Raw genomic sequence first — 13,920 nt, 5'->3', positions numbered from 1 at the left:
CTCCGTCAAAATTCGGGCTTGAAGGAAGGGGCCCGAGATCACCCCTTTGTCTCGCGCATTGCGCGGGATCTGCTGAGCATCTCCTGTGTGGAGCGCCAGTAATTGCCGATCAGCAGCGAGCCGATCAGAAGCAGGCCGATGATCATGCCCTGCGCGTCGCCACCGATCTGGTTCAGCGCCAGCACGTTGCGGATGATGGCGATCAGGACCAGTGCCAGCATGACGCCGGTCAGGCGGCCCTTGCCGCCAAAGACGCTGATGCCGCCGAGCAGCACGATGGTGATGACGTCGAGCTCCATGCCGAGCGCATTGTTGGCGCGGGCGTTGGAAAGGCGCGCGGTATAGACGATGCCGGCCATCGCCGCGACGACGCCCGAGACGACGAACAGGTTCAGCACCATCCGGCGCGTGTTTATGCCGGAATAGCGCGCCACCTCGGGGCTGCCGCCGAGCGCGTAGATGCGCTTGCCGGTCGGCGTCTTCTGCAGCACGACCGCAAACACCGGCGCCAGCACCAGGAAGGGCACGATGGTCCACGGTATCTCGGTGCCAGGCAGGTTGTTGATGCCGAAATCGACGACCGCGGGCGGCAGGATGTTGACCGAGCCGGTGCCGAGCAGGATGTAGCCAATGCCTCGATAGAGCGCCATGGTGCCGAGCGTCACAACCAACGACTGCAGTCCGAGGCCCGAGACCAGATAGCCGTTGAAGGCGCCGAGCAGGCCGCCGATGACGAGCGTCAACGGGATTGCGGCAAGTGTCGGCACACCGGCCTGGACCAGCAAGCCAAAGACGACGGACGTCAGCGCCAGCACCGAGGCGATCGACAGGTCGATCTCGCGGGTGATGATGAGCAGCGTCATCGGCAGGATCAGCAATGCCTTTTCCGAGGCGCTGGCGGCCAGTTGCGAGAGATTGAAGCCGGAAACGAAATTCGGCACGAAGATCGCGGCATAGAGGAAGATGGCCAAGCAAGAGGTCGCCAGCAGCAGATCCCAGAAGTCGATCGAACGGAGGAACTTTTTCACCGCGCCCTCGCCTGTCTTGCCTGCTCGGCCCGCCGCACGATGAAGGTGTCGATGCCGATGGCGACCAGGATCACGAGGCCGTAGACGCCCTGCAGCCACAGCGGGTCGACGCGCACCAGCGTCAGCCCGTTCTTGATGACGAGCAGCGTGAGCGCGCCGAGGATGATACCGAGCAGTGTGCCCGAACCACCGCGGATGGCGACGCCGCCGACCACCGCCGACGCGATCACGGTGAGTTCGAAGCCGAGCGCGACGCGTGCATCAATGGTCGCGTAGCGCGATGCCCACAGCGCGCCGCACAGGCCGCCGAGCAGGCCGGCCATGCCAAAGGCCAACAGAATGCGGCGGTCGACGGGGATGCCGATAAGACGCGCGCCGTCGGGATTGGAGCCGGCGGCGAACAGTTCGCGCCCGATCGCCGTACGATAGAGCAGCACGTAGCCCAGGCACAGGATAACGATCGCGATGATGACGATCAGCGGCACGCCGGCGATCTTCAGGCCGGTCATGTCGAGCCAGGCTTGCGTTACTTCGTCGGCGCTGATCTGGTCACCGGCTGCCCAGATCGAGTTGAAGCCGCGGAAGATCGACATCGAGGCCAGCGTGACGACGATCGCCGGGATCTTTCCCCTGGTGACGACGAGGCCGTTGATCAGGCCGGCGACGCCACCGACGGCGCATGCGGTTATCAGGCCAATGCCGATGTCGAGCCCTGGATAGGCCTGGACCATGCTGGCCGCCATGTAAGCCGACAGGCCGATCACCGCAGCGATCGAAAGGTCGATGTTGCGGGTGATCAGCACCAGCATCTGCGCGAGTGCCGCAACGACGAGCAGGGCGGCATCCATCGACACGGCGGTCAGGTTTGCAGCGCTCACCATGCGCGGGTTGATGATGGTGACCGGGATGGCGACCGCCAGCATCGCGGCGAGCAGACCGAACTCCCGCCACTTCAGTATGTCGAGCGGTCCTTTTCTCTTCTCCTCGCCGGTGGCCTGTGCCGCATCGGCGCTTTCGCCGGCCTTGGTCGCTGCTTCCAGCACCTTTTCCTGAGTGGCTTCGCCCCTGGCAAATTCGGCCGTCCGATGGCCTTCGCGCAGGACGATGATGCGGTCGCACATGCCGATGAGCTCGGGCATTTCGGAGGAGATCAGGATGATTGCCATGCCCTGGGCGGCAAGGTCGGCGACCATCGCATGCACTTCCGCCTTGGTGCCGACGTCGATGCCTTGCGTCGGCTCGTCGAGGATGAGGACGCGCGGTTCGGTGCGCAGCCATTTGGCCAACACCACCTTCTGCTGGTTGCCGCCGGACAGTTCCTTTACCGGCTGCGCGTAGCCGGAAAAGCGAAGCTTCATGCGCTTCAGCCAGTCCGAAACCAGATTGATCGCGCGGTTCGTGCCGTAGAAACCGGAGCGGGCTGCCTTGTCGAGGACTGGCAGCACCGCGTTGTCGAGGATGGAAAAATCCATCACCAGGCTCTGGCCCATGCGGTCTTCAGAGACATAGGCGATACGCGCATCCATGGCGTCGCGTGCCGACGCGAAGCGCACTGCTTCGCCGTCGATCAGGATTTCGCCGGCATCGGGCTGGTCGATTCCGAACAGCACGCGCGCGATCTCGGTCCGCCCGCTGCCGACCAGGCCGCCGAGCCCGAGCACCTCGCCGGCATGGAGCTTGAGGTCGATATTGGAAAAGCCACCGGCGTGCGAAAGCCCCCTCGCCTCCAGCACCAGTGCGCCGGTGGCGTGGCTTCGTTGCGGATAGAGGTCGGTGACCTCACGGCCGACCATCATGCCGATGGCAGCGGCGCGGCCAAGCTCGGCCTTCGGCTTGACGCCAATGAGACGCCCGTCGCGCAGCACCGCGATGCGGTCGGCGATGCGGAAGATCTCGTCCATGCGGTGGCCGACGAACATCATCGCCACGCCGTGCAGCCGCAGGTCGGCGACGACAGTGAACAGCCGCTCGACCTCGCGCTGCGACAGGGCGGCCGTCGGCTCGTCCATGATCAGCACCCGCGCGTCGAGCGACAGGGCGCGGGCGATCTCGACCAGTTGCTGTTCGGAGGTGCGCAACATTCCGAGCCGGGTTTCGGCCGGCACGTCGAGGCCGACTGTCGCCAGCACCCTGCGCGCGCCGGCAAGCATGGCGGCGTTGTCGATGCCGCCGAAGCGGTCGCGCGGCATATGGCCGAGATAGATGTTCTCCGCCACCGAAAGATCAGGGAAAAGACCGGGGTGCTGGTGCATGACCGAGATGCCGGCAGCCTGGGCGTCGTGCGGCGAATGGAAGACCACAGGCTTGCCATCGACTTCGACATGGCCGCCGGTCGGGAGATACACGCCGGCCAGCAGCTTCACGCAGGTGCTCTTGCCGGCGCCGTTTTCGCCAAGCAGAGCCAGCACCTCGCCTGAGCGCAATTCGAAGGACGCGTCCTTGAGGGCAATCGTGCCGCCGAAGGCTTTTGTCGCCTGAACCAGGGCAACGGGGACAGCCGCGTCGCTCTTCACCATGGCGTCGGCTTCGCCTAATGCGCCCAAGTGCAGCACCTTTCCTCCCTGGTCCTGTTTTTTCAATTTGCTATATTAAATGGCCGAATGCCGCAACTGGAAAATTGACTTCCATGGCGGCGAAGGGCACTGTCGCGTCGCGCACGGGTGCGATTGGAGTGCTCGACCCCGCGGCAGCCTCAAAGCTGCAAGCGGCTGGAGTGGCTCTGCGGGAATGAATGGGGAGGCGCCGGTTTTGTCCGGAAAAGGCAGCAATTCGGTCAAGGTTCGGCATTATAACGAGCGCTTCGTGCTTGATGCCATTCGCCGCCTGAAGGAGGCATCCAAGTCCGATCTGGCGCGCGCCGCAAATCTGACGCCGGCCGCGGTCGCCACCATTGTCGACGGGCTGGAATCTTCCGGATTCGTAAAGCAAGTGGGAAAAAGGTTCGGGCAACGCGGATCGCCGTCCACTCTCTACCGACTTGCACCTGAGCGTATCTACAGCGTCGGCATCAAGATCGGCCGGCGCGCGCTGGAAGCCGTGCTCGTCGACTTTGCCGGCGAGGTCCGCTCGCGCGAGTCGCACGAATATCGCTTTCCGGATCCCGACATGGTGCTCAAGGCCGGCAACATGTCGCTGGCCAATTTCGACAAGCTGGTCGAGGGGCTTGGCGATGCCAGCATCGTCGGCGTCGGCATCGCCTCGCCATATTTCCTCGGCGGCTGGAGCGAGGAACTCGGCTTTCCCGACGACCTCGGCAGCCGCTGGGAAGCAATCGATCTGACGACATTTTTCGCCACAAAGCCGAAGACCCCGGTCTTCGTGGAAAACGACGCGTCATCGGCCGCACTCGCCGAGCTCATCCAGGGAACCGGCGCGCGGTTCCGCGACTTCATGCATATCTCGATCGACACCTTTGTCGGCGGCGGACTGGTGCAAGGCGGCAAGGTCCACACCGGGCCGCACGGCAACAGCGCCGCGCTCGGTCCTTTGCCGGTCTCGCCTTCAAGCCTCGATTCGGTGGCGGCCAAGCCGGCGCGCTACCAGAGCCTGCTGCATCGCGCTTCGATCTATGTGCTGGTCAATCATCTCAAATCGCGCGGCATCGAGATCAACCGTGTGCGCGAACTCGATCCCTTGCCGCCGGGGGCGCGCGAGCCGCTGTCCGAATGGATCGACGATTGTGCCAATGCGCTGGTCGAGGCGATCATCGCCATCACCTCCGTCATCGACATCGAGGCGATCGTCCTCGACAGCATCCTGCCGCGGCCGATTCATCTCGAGCTGCTGGCAAAGGTGCAGACCCAGTTCAACAGGATCAGCGCCATCGGCATCGTGGCGCCGGAAATCGTCTCGGGACAATTCGGCCCCGAGGCTTCGCCGATCGGCGCGGCGATGCTGCCGTTCTCGGCACTGTTGGCGCCCGACAGCGGCGTGCTGATGATCGGCAAGGACAGAACAATGCTGCTGGGCAGCCTGTCGAGGCTTGCCAGCCAAGGCCAACCAGCAAGAAGCTCAGCGCCTTTAACGGCATAAGATAGTGCCGCGAAAGAGCATCAAGCTTCGGGCATCATCAACATCAGCTCACAGTCAGGCACGGGCACGGCGGGCTTTTTGCGCCGGCACCGGAACTTTTAGCGGCTGCTAATCTTCATTCGTCACCGACATTGCAATGCCGATCGGTCCGCGCTCCGCTTCAGTGCGGGCCCAGGAAGCAAGGAGGAACATATGAACTGGGATCAAATCAAGGGAAAATGGACGCAGTTCAAAGGCAAGGCGAAAGAGCAGTGGGGTGACCTCACCGACGATGATCTTGATCGGATCGAGGGCAACCGGGACCAGCTCTTGGGGCGTATCCAGGAGCGATATGGCATCGCCAAGGAAGAGGCAGAGCGCCAGGTTGATAACTGGTCCAGAAGCATCAGCTGAGCCTTGGACGCAACGCCGTCTTCTGCCCCCACCGGGGTGAAACGCTGCGTCGCCCGCCGTGCCGACTGGTGCGGTGGGCTCTTCGACAGCGAGGCCCCGCGAGGAACCTTTAGCCGTATCTAATATTCTACTTGCGTGGCGGGCTTCGCCCCGGCGTGCGCCCCGCCCGGAGGCGAAGGAGTGCAATGATGAACAACATTATCTGGCTGGTCGGCGCGATCGTGATCGTAATCGCCATTTTGAGCTTTTTGGGTCTGCGATAGCATCCTGAACCCTCTCTTCGAGCCGGCGACCGTCCCCGCTCGGCATGGCCTCAGCGCGCCCAAGCTGGTCAGACTTAGGTCCCAAGCAAGATACTCCAGGATTGGACCGAAGCCCCGGCTGAGGAACGTAGCCGGCTGGCTCACGTTGTGGTGAGCTTTGGCGCGACGAAGATGCGTCCGGGCGGAAGAGTTCAAGCCAGGGAGGAGAGGCCCGACGCTCCGAACGGGCGTCGGGCCTGGGCGTAAATGCAAACAATCAGCAGACTGTTCAATTCCCATGCCCAGGCAGCACGTGCCGTGGCCAGGCTTCAGGCTGCCGGGATTCGCCGCCGGCAAATCAGCGTGGTCGGATCTTACAACGACAATGATGAACCGATCAGCGTTGCTGGATATTACGACGATGAGATGAGCGCTCTCTGGCGGGGTGCGATTGCTGGTGCCGCACTTGGCGCCACGGCTGGTCTGTTGGCCGGCTTCAGCGCTTTTGGAGCTCAAGACGTTGATCCCGCGGGGATGACCGGCATGGCCCTGGTCGGTGCGGCGTGGGGCGGCTTTGCCGGCGTGCTTCTCGGAACTTTCGCCAATTTCGCCCAGAAGCCGCGCAAGCCGAAGATCGCAGAAGGTGTCGTACTGGTGATGGCCCGCGTCGATGAAAGGCAGGCCGGCGCCGCGCATACGGTGCTCCGGAGTTTCGCGGAGATGCCTTCCGGGCCGATGAAGAGGAGCGCTTTGCCAAGTTCAAGCCGGCTCCGCGTCCGATCTGGTGCCCGATGAAGTTTGTTTCGCGAAACGGCAATTCAAACCGGAGGCGCCCGACGAAAGCTTGGCAAACCAACACTTTGGAAGCATGCGGGCTACTTGCCGTCGTGTTGTCCTTTATTATTACCGTTCTGTTGGTTGGTCTCATCCTTGGCTGAACCCATGCCCCTGCCACCGGCGACACTATGCCGGGCAATTGGCGAAGGTTGTGGCCAGTTCGAAGGATTAAACCATTCGTGCTAAGCGTTGATAGCGTGTAGCCATAGGAGAGGACGCCAACGTGGACAAACGGGCTGAAGGAGACGCGGAGAAATTGGCTCGAGGCGAGTTCGAGCTCAGAGCCGAACGATATGGTGTGAACGCCTTTCTACTCGTTGTCGAACTGGTAAATCTCCTGGAAAAGCGTGGAACGATCAGCAGCGACGACGTCGCGAAAATAGCCGAAGCCGCCGCACTTGCCGTTGCCGCATCCAGCGAACCCGACGTGAACAGCATCAATCTGTTGCAGGCCATCGCTGCCGCACGCCGGCCCAAATAGGCTTATATCAAATCCGCCAGCAATCGGCGTCCACCGATAAACGCTATATTGAACTGAACTCGATCGAGCGTGCGGAGCCATTCCATGTGCAATGACTACGAGCAGCACATCGCCTGGGCCGAATACTGCCGGATGATGGAATCGCTGGCGCTCAAAATCCCCAGCCATCAAACCGAACTGGATCTGCCGCAGGCGGATGACATCCACATCAACGACCCCGCACCTGTAATGCGCGCCGCCGGCGACGCAATCGGACTGGCGTCGATGACATTCGGCTTTCCCCCGGCCGGGCCAAAAGGCGGACCTGTATTCAACTTTCGCTCGGAGGGCCGGCAGTTCAGCAACAGCAAGCGCTGTCTCGTTCCGGCGTCGGCATTCTTCGAATTCACGGGAACGAAATATCCAAAAACCAAGCACAGGTTCACGCTGAATGGCCATTCGTTCATGGCGATTGCCGGGCTGTGGCGCGAGGGTGTCGGCAACAAGCCGCCGACGTTCACGATGCTGACGAGCGAGCCAGGGCCGGACGTGGCGCCATATCACAACCGACAAGTGGTTGTGCTGCGGGCCATCGGACTGGGCGGCCTGGATCCATCTCACGAGGTCAGAGGCTGAACTCCTGCGGCCGCTGCCGGAGGGATCGCTCAATGTGGAAACAGCTCGGGCAGGTTCGGAGTAGGAACCATCGGATAATTGCCCGCTGAGCTGCGGCCGCGCCGTATAGTCACGGCGACGCGCACCATGCTCAGAACGAATGCCCGCGCGATATAAGCGCTTCAGCCCCGCTTGACGTAGCCGGCGGTGACCTCGTCCTTGTGGGCGGCGAAAGCTTCCAGGACTTCGGTTTTCTCAGGCTTCGGAATCTTGAAATGATCCAAGGTCCGCCCGAGTTCGGCTGCGACCTCATCGAATTCCGCGGGGGAAATCCGCAGGTCGCGATGCGCCTCCTCGAGGCCGAGCGGCGTCGTGCCGGGCTTGGTGGCAACGAACTTGAAGGGCCCGCCAGAAACGTCGCAGACCCACAGCGTGCGCATGAACTTGAGGCCGGGCAACCTTTCAAGGTTCTTGGTGTGCCATTTGCGCAGCTGCGGATTCTTGGACTTTTGGCCGACGATCGGGTTCCTCACGACGGCGTCGCTGAAATGATCGATCACCGCTGCGATGGCGAAAACACCCCCCAGCCGCTCATACAGACTTTTCTCAGATGCGGTTTTCTTCGTCTGCGCGAGCGCCTTGTCGGCAGGCAATACCGACGTCGATGCGGCGGCCAGCGCCAGCGCGGCGACAACACTTCGTCTTGTGAGAGAAGTCGAAATTTTCATCCCTGGTTCCCTTCGAGGTTAGGCCAGAGCGAGCCGCAGCCTGTCTGGCGGGCTTCATGAAATGACATTCGGACACTTTGCCGTATTTTAGCATCGCCTAAAGAACTAACGAGCCCTTCGCCCGAATTATTCCGATTGGGCGGCATTGCCGTGGTCAACATGCGTCAAAAGGGGCGAAGGCCGCGCGGATGAGGAAGTGTTAAGCACGCGTCGCTGCACGCGGCAGAGGTCGCGAAGCCACTTCGGCCGCATCTGTGCCCCTGACCTTGGGCATTTTCCTTCTGTGTCGTGTTGTCGGCGGCAATCAGCCCCGGTAGGGGGCGTACAATCGCTTCCCGCGGCTTTGCCGGCTGCTTGCGGCCAATAGCCTGTGCTTTTCGAAGATCGCGAGCTTCTGCGGATAGGTCATCCGCACCTTGGCGTTGCACCCGTCGCATCTGAAGTGCGCGATTGTTCTTAGTGCAGAGCCCTTTCTTACCGCCGGATGCAAGCAATCCGGACATTCGAATGTGAGCGCGACATCCGATAAGTCTTCGGCTAAGCCCATTTCCGTCCCCTTCGCAAGCTCGGTGGCTACACTCTGGCGATTCTCAATGAGCAATTCAGATGCCAATCCGATTGTGCCAATGCGGGACTAGAACAATTCGCCTCGGAACGCCGCCTAGCTAGTGCGCCTTCTCTGCGCCTTTTGAGCGACGAAGAGACCTAACTTCCTCCAGCAGTTCGCGCTCATTGGTAGTCACGTTTCGGAAGATTGCGACAATCATCACCGCCAAGGCTTCGGCATCCAGGCTTAGAGGGTCAATGTGCTCATCTGCGCAAACCTGATCAAACACGCGTTCACAAATAGCCAAATCGTGAGGGCTGAGGCGAGTGCGATTGAAACGCCGGCGCGACATTTGCGAGCCTTCGACGCCCGCCGCCCCGTTGCAAAAGAAGCGGGCCTTGGCAAGAAACGCGAGTCGTTGAGTGGTTGTTCCCGGCTGCAAGCTTTGTTAAGCCGCCTGCAGCAGGGCAGACTGGAACGCCTTCCCCGCGCGCATCATGGCGCGTGCGAGCGGAGCTGTGCCTCGACCTTGGCATTTTCCTAGCATGGCGAGATGCTTGGCACCTCAGGCATTTTCGGGCGCCCGCCCGAACGGGGCTGGCCGCCATGCGCGGGCCGATCTTGGACGGCTGGACCGTTGGACTCACGTCAGACACAGTAGCCTGGGGGCAAGACTGCTTCGAACTCTAAACGGGGGCCGTCAGCTACCCATTTGACGACGCGGAGGAGCCACGCCTTGCGCTGCTGGCACTCGTCATCGCAGCCAATGCCACCGCGACACCTAGTTCCAACGCTTGAAAACTCTCCCTAGAGGGTTTGGCATCATGAACAGTCTTCTTTGGCGGCAGGCGCTTTAGCTCGCTCGAAACTTGGTCCGTGCCGTAAGTCGGTACATATGCTATAGCTAATATTGGGTCGAGGGGACGACCATGAAAGGGAGGACCAACCATGAAGCCGCATTCCCTCAGCGCCCGTCGTATTGGCCTGCTTATATTCTCGGTGTGTGCTTTCGGGCTGATGACGTCAGCCTCAATGCCCGCAGACAGCAAATTCGCCGTCGAGCCGGTGGTTGAGAAAAAGGTGAAGGAACTGCCCTCCGGACCGTTGTACTGGCGGCTGGATAATCTGCCAACGCTGGCGCAAGCCCAAAGCGTTGCGGGCCCGACCTCGCTTGCGGCCGAGGTCGCAGGCAAGGTCTGGCTGTTCACGCTTGGACCGAAGGATGGCTCTACGACCGGCGGAACCAAGGTCGTCGAGATCGGACCGATCCCTCCGATCAGCGCAAGCGAGTATTTGCTGCGTGTCAACCGCGCCGGTGGAGCGCCCGGCGTCAAGACGAAGATCCATACGCATCCGGGACCGGAGGCCTTCTATGTGCTGGCCGGCAAGCTCGGCCAGAGAACGCCCCACGGAGTGACCTATGCTGAAGCTGGCACGGCAATGATCGGACACGGGGCCAACACGCCGATGGAGGTGTTCAGCGCCGGCACAACCGATCTCGATGAGCTGGCCATCTTCGTGGTCGACGCCAATCAGCCGTTCTCGTCGCCGGCCAGCCTCGATTGAGGCGACATTTCCCGGGATGATACTTCCGCTCTCCACCTGTTGCAGACAGTCGGCGACCAGTTGACGCTAACAGGTGCATGCTGAATTCGATGGTGCTGCGAGAGAGGATTGAACTCTAGGTATCTATAATAAAATCAACTACTTACGATGAGTTTTGTAACATTGTGACGGGCGACAAAATGGCTGGGAATCACTTCTAGCCTGCGGTTCTGGCTGGACGCCAAAAGACCCGCCTCCCCTTTACTGTTTTCTCTCCAAGGCATTCTAGATCAAGCCTTCATTTGAATGCCTGGACCTTCACCGCGCCGCCAAGCACCAGGAACCGAAATACGTTTACGACGATCCGTATGCGCCGTGATGATAGATCAGCGCCGGGCCCGGCTCTCCGCTCACCACATGCCGGACGCTGCCGAGGATCAGCGCGTGGCTGTGGCGAATAATAGTATCCTCAACCGCGCAGTCGACCGCGGCAAGCGCCTCGTCGAGTGCCAGTGCGCCGCTTGCAAGGCTGGACCAGCGAGCGCCCTCGTAGCGCGCCGACCCCTTCAGGCCACCGCGCCCGGCAAAGCGGTCGGCAATCGCGATCTGGTCGGCACGCAGCACATTCACGCAGAAATGCCGATGCCGGCTGATGGCTGCCCAGGTAGACGAGTTCAGATTGATGCTGACAACCATCACCTCTGGTTCGACCGATAGGGAATGGGCGGTGGTAACGGTTGCGCCCGTCCGTTCGTCGCCAACACCGGCGGTGACCACGGAGACAGCTCCGGCCAGGTGTCGCATCGCAAATTTCAGGGGAACCCGGGTTTCCACTAAGGTTTCCAATAGGGGAACGCGTTCGGTCAGTGTCATCTGGATAGCCTCATCGTGTTTGCAGCTTCACGACGCCTTGCGACGCAACGCCGTTTGGTATCCCAACCATTGGTGAATTTCGGCGGCGATGCGCTCGGCATGCGCGGTGACTTCGGGAATTCCCATCAGTTCGCCGACGCTGCCTCGCGCCAGTGGCCCGCTGACGAAAATGCTATCGGTCGGGCGCCCGGATGTGCCGACCGCACGGCCTTGGCTGTCGGTATCCAAACCAAGACCAATCGGATCGAGCCGGACCAATCCCATCCGCGCGAGCGCCGCAATCGCCGTGTTGGTCCGCAAGATATCGGCGTGCGCCGGTCCGGTCGTCACGATCACACTGTCGAAAGCATCGACAACGAGGCTGCGTTGGCCACGCAGTCGCTGCCTGACGCAAATGCGTCCGTCGACCTGTTCGGCGCCGACAATCGTTGCGGCGCGATAGGCAAGCTTGCCCTCGGCGACGCATCGATCGAGCACGTCCGCAACTTGCGGCGCGAGGCGGAAGCGATGCACGTCCCAGAGCGCACGAAGATGGCGTGCCACACGTCGCTGCTCGGCCAGCGGCAAGGCCTGCCAGATGGTTTGTCCCTGACGTCGGACAGCATCGAGCACCGGATGCCAGTCTTCGCCCCGGCGCTTGGCATCAAGGATCGTTACCCGGATGCGCCTGAATAGTGCCGTTGCGCTGCGTGAAGGCAGGGTCGTGAAATCGCCAATTGGATCGGCCAGCATCGCGGCTTGGCCGCGCGAGCGATAGCCGTGGCGTGACAGCGCGACGATGTGGCCACGATGCCCCTTGCGGTCGAGCGTTGCAATCACGTCCGCCGACGTCAGTCCGGTGCCCACGACCAGGACACGGTCGTCGCGGCCGATCGCTTCCAGCCTCTCGAGATCATAGGGATTGGCCACCAGCCCGGCTGTGCCAGCCACGGACTTCAGGGGCATCGGCAAGGCCGGCGGCGGATGCGTCGTCGCAATCACCACGGCGTCGGCAGCGAGCGCCCCGCCATCAGCGAGGATCAGACGGTAGCCCTCGCCGGTGCGCTCGACCGATGCGACGGCGGACCTGACATGGCGGATCGTTTTGCTGAGAAGGAAGGGCCGGAGATGAGATTCCACATAGCGCCCGAAAACGCGACGCTGCGGGTAGAGTGCTCCGTAGGCGGCAATAGCCTCGGCATCGTCTACAATGGCTCTGGTCTGCTCCAGCCAGTCGGCAAAGTGGCTGTCCTGGCCGGAGATCAGCGTCATTCTCGACGCCGGCACATTGATACGATGCGCCGGATCGGCCGTGGAGTAAGCCAGACCATAGCCGAGCCCCTCGCGGGGCTCGACGACCACGATATCGGATGCACCGGCCGGGAGCAGTCGCGCCAGATGAAACGCAGTCGCCGCACCTGAAAAGCCGCCGCCGACAATCGCTATGATCGGTGCGCTGGCGCTCAAGACTGGCTCGCGCGCAGCGCCGACGGGCGATGGTCGCCGGCCACGGTTTCGCCGAAGGGGCCCATGTTGACGGCCGTCTGCCGCGTTGAGATCTCGTGATCGAGTGGCAACTGCGGCAACACAAGTTCGCCGAAGCGATAGGCTTCCTCCAGATGCGGGTAACCGGACAGGATGAATGTATCGATGCCTATGCGCCGGTATTCATCGATCCGTGCCGCCACGGTAGCCGCATCGCCGACCAGTGCGGTGCCGGCGCCGCCACGCACCAGGCCGACACCGGCCCACAGATTCGGACTGATTTCGAGTTTGTCGCGACGGCCGCCATGCAACCGGCTCATGCGCGACTGGCCGACGGAATCCATGCGCGCGAAAACCTTCTGCGCCTCGGCGATCGTCTTGTCGTCCAGGCGGCTGATCAGGCGGTCGGCATCGGCCCAGGCTTCGTCATTGGTTTCGCGAACGATGACATGCAGCCTGATGCCGAAACTCACCTGGCGTCCGGCCTTCTCGGCAAGGCCGCGCACATGGTCGACCTTTGCGGCGACGTCAGCCGGCGGTTCGCCCCAGGTCAGATATTTATCGATCTGCTCGGCGGCGACCGCATTGGCCGCCTCCGACGAGCCGCCGAAATATAGCGGCGGATGCGGCGTCTGCACAGGCGGGAACAGCAGCCTTCCGTCCTCGATGCGGAAATGTCTGCCTTCGTAGGCAACGGTCTCGCCGCGCAGCACGGCCTTGTAGATATCGAGGAATTCCCGCGTCACCTCATAGCGCTCGTCATGGCTGAGGAAGATGCCGTCGCCCTTGTTCTCGACCGGGTCGCCGCCGGTGACGACGTTGATGAGCAGGCGCCCGCCCGAAATGCGGTCGAGCGTCGAGGTCATCCGCGCCGCGAGCGTCGGCGACTGCAGCCCGGGACGGACGGCAACGAGGAAGCGGAGCCGCTGCGTCAACGGCGCCAGCGCCGACGCCACGACCCAGCTGTCCTCGCAACTTCGGCCGGTCGGCAGCAGCGCGCCGTAATAGCCGATGGCGTCGGCGGCCTTGGCGACCTGGGTCAGATAGGGCAGGTCGACCGCCCTGCCCCCCTCGGAGGTGCCGAGATAGCGGCTGTCGCCATGGGTCGGAAGAAACCACAGGACCTTGATCCTGTCGGGGATGGCAGTGCTCATGA

12 protein-coding genes and 1 pseudogene are annotated in these 13,920 nt (G+C 62.3%); 5 read left to right on the top strand and 8 right to left on the bottom strand.

The genetic code is table 11. The features are described from left to right. Positions 1-38: 38 nt before the first annotated feature. On the bottom strand, positions 39-1,028 hold the full coding sequence (locus NKI39_RS02430) for an ABC transporter permease (protein ID WP_352503590.1): 990 nt from the start codon (positions 1,026-1,028) through the stop codon (positions 39-41). Continuing rightward, positions 1,025-3,580, bottom strand: a complete 2,556-nt coding sequence (locus NKI39_RS02425) for an ATP-binding cassette domain-containing protein (protein WP_352503589.1) — start codon at positions 3,578-3,580, stop codon at positions 1,025-1,027. The genes NKI39_RS02430 and NKI39_RS02425 overlap by 4 nt, the downstream gene beginning before the upstream one ends. A 196-nt stretch (positions 3,581-3,776) precedes the next feature. Here NKI39_RS02425 and NKI39_RS02420 point away from each other — a divergent pair, with 196 nt between their 5' ends. Both NKI39_RS02420 and NKI39_RS02415 read left to right on the top strand, forming a co-directional pair. Continuing rightward, on the top strand, positions 3,777-5,060 hold the full coding sequence (locus NKI39_RS02420) for an ROK family transcriptional regulator (protein ID WP_352830535.1): 1,284 nt from the start codon (positions 3,777-3,779) through the stop codon (positions 5,058-5,060). Between the two features lie 192 nt (positions 5,061-5,252). Next, positions 5,253-5,453 carry a CsbD family protein gene (locus NKI39_RS02415; RefSeq protein ID WP_023719429.1) on the top strand — a complete coding sequence of 67 codons (201 nt, stop codon included), beginning with the start codon at positions 5,253-5,255 and terminating at the stop codon, positions 5,451-5,453. Between the two features lie 119 nt (positions 5,454-5,572). Here the strand turns inward: NKI39_RS02415 and NKI39_RS02410 are convergent, their stop codons facing one another. Then, entirely contained in the window at positions 5,573-6,391 is an 819-nt protein-coding gene (locus NKI39_RS02410; RefSeq protein ID WP_352830532.1) for a hypothetical protein, read from the bottom strand. Between the two features lie 364 nt (positions 6,392-6,755). Between NKI39_RS02410 and NKI39_RS02405 the strand changes: the two genes are divergently transcribed. Both NKI39_RS02405 and NKI39_RS02400 read left to right on the top strand, forming a co-directional pair. Beyond that, on the top strand, positions 6,756-7,013 hold the full coding sequence (locus NKI39_RS02405) for a hypothetical protein (protein ID WP_031211977.1): 258 nt from the start codon (positions 6,756-6,758) through the stop codon (positions 7,011-7,013). Positions 7,014-7,097: 84 nt separating this feature from the next. Beyond that, positions 7,098-7,692, top strand: a pseudogene (locus NKI39_RS02400) (SOS response-associated peptidase). Positions 7,693-7,789: 97 nt separating this feature from the next. On the opposite strand, the gene NKI39_RS02395 reads toward NKI39_RS02400, so the two are convergent. Together NKI39_RS02395 and NKI39_RS02390 are read right to left on the bottom strand one after the other, a co-directional pair. After that, the gene (locus tag NKI39_RS02395) at positions 7,790-8,335 is read right to left on the bottom strand and encodes a group I truncated hemoglobin (RefSeq protein WP_352830529.1); all 546 of its coding nucleotides are present in this window, start codon (positions 8,333-8,335) and stop codon (positions 7,790-7,792) included. A gap of 665 nt (positions 8,336-9,000) precedes the next feature. After that, entirely contained in the window at positions 9,001-9,324 is a 324-nt protein-coding gene (locus NKI39_RS02390; protein ID WP_352453636.1) for a hypothetical protein, read from the bottom strand. A 506-nt stretch (positions 9,325-9,830) separates the two neighbouring features. Between NKI39_RS02390 and NKI39_RS02385 the strand changes: the two genes are divergently transcribed. After that, complete coding sequence (locus NKI39_RS02385) at positions 9,831-10,448, top strand: cupin domain-containing protein (protein WP_352453637.1); 618 nt, start codon at positions 9,831-9,833, stop codon at positions 10,446-10,448. A 333-nt stretch (positions 10,449-10,781) separates the two neighbouring features. Here the strand turns inward: NKI39_RS02385 and NKI39_RS02380 are convergent, their stop codons facing one another. Genes NKI39_RS02380 through ssuD form a run of 3 tightly spaced genes read right to left on the bottom strand, consistent with a single transcriptional unit; the run spans position 10,782 to position 13,918 of the window. Continuing rightward, on the bottom strand, positions 10,782-11,300 hold the full coding sequence (locus NKI39_RS02380) for a flavin reductase family protein (protein ID WP_352453638.1): 519 nt from the start codon (positions 11,298-11,300) through the stop codon (positions 10,782-10,784). A gap of 27 nt (positions 11,301-11,327) precedes the next feature. Further along, complete coding sequence (locus tag NKI39_RS02375) at positions 11,328-12,746, bottom strand: FAD/NAD(P)-binding protein (protein ID WP_352541736.1); 1,419 nt, start codon at positions 12,744-12,746, stop codon at positions 11,328-11,330. Further along, positions 12,743-13,918, bottom strand: a complete 1,176-nt coding sequence (ssuD, locus tag NKI39_RS02370; RefSeq protein WP_352503581.1) for an FMNH2-dependent alkanesulfonate monooxygenase — start codon at positions 13,916-13,918, stop codon at positions 12,743-12,745. Before ssuD ends, NKI39_RS02375 begins: the two co-directional genes overlap by 4 nt. Between the last annotated feature and the right edge of the window lie 2 nt (positions 13,919-13,920).

The organism is Mesorhizobium sp. M0664, assembly GCF_040320565.1.
Lineage (GTDB): Bacteria > Pseudomonadota > Alphaproteobacteria > Rhizobiales > Rhizobiaceae > Mesorhizobium.
This window is presented reverse-complemented; position numbering and strand designations above follow the sequence as displayed.

What these genes read in the sequence shown, in the direction of transcription:
- NKI39_RS02380 (WP_352453638.1), bottom strand. Translation starts at nt 11,300, where the DNA reads ATGACACTGACCGAACGCGTTCCCCTATTGGAAACCTTAGTGGAAACC.
- NKI39_RS02415 (WP_023719429.1), top strand. Translation starts at nt 5,253, where the DNA reads ATGAACTGGGATCAAATCAAGGGAAAATGGACGCAGTTCAAAGGCAAG.
- ssuD (WP_352503581.1), bottom strand. Translation starts at nt 13,918, where the DNA reads ATGAGCACTGCCATCCCCGACAGGATCAAGGTCCTGTGGTTTCTTCCG.
- NKI39_RS02410 (WP_352830532.1), bottom strand. Translation starts at nt 6,391, where the DNA reads ATGCGCGGCGCCGGCCTGCCTTTCATCGACGCGGGCCATCACCAGTAC.
- NKI39_RS02395 (WP_352830529.1), bottom strand. Translation starts at nt 8,335, where the DNA reads ATGAAAATTTCGACTTCTCTCACAAGACGAAGTGTTGTCGCCGCGCTG.
- NKI39_RS02385 (WP_352453637.1), top strand. Translation starts at nt 9,831, where the DNA reads ATGAAGCCGCATTCCCTCAGCGCCCGTCGTATTGGCCTGCTTATATTC.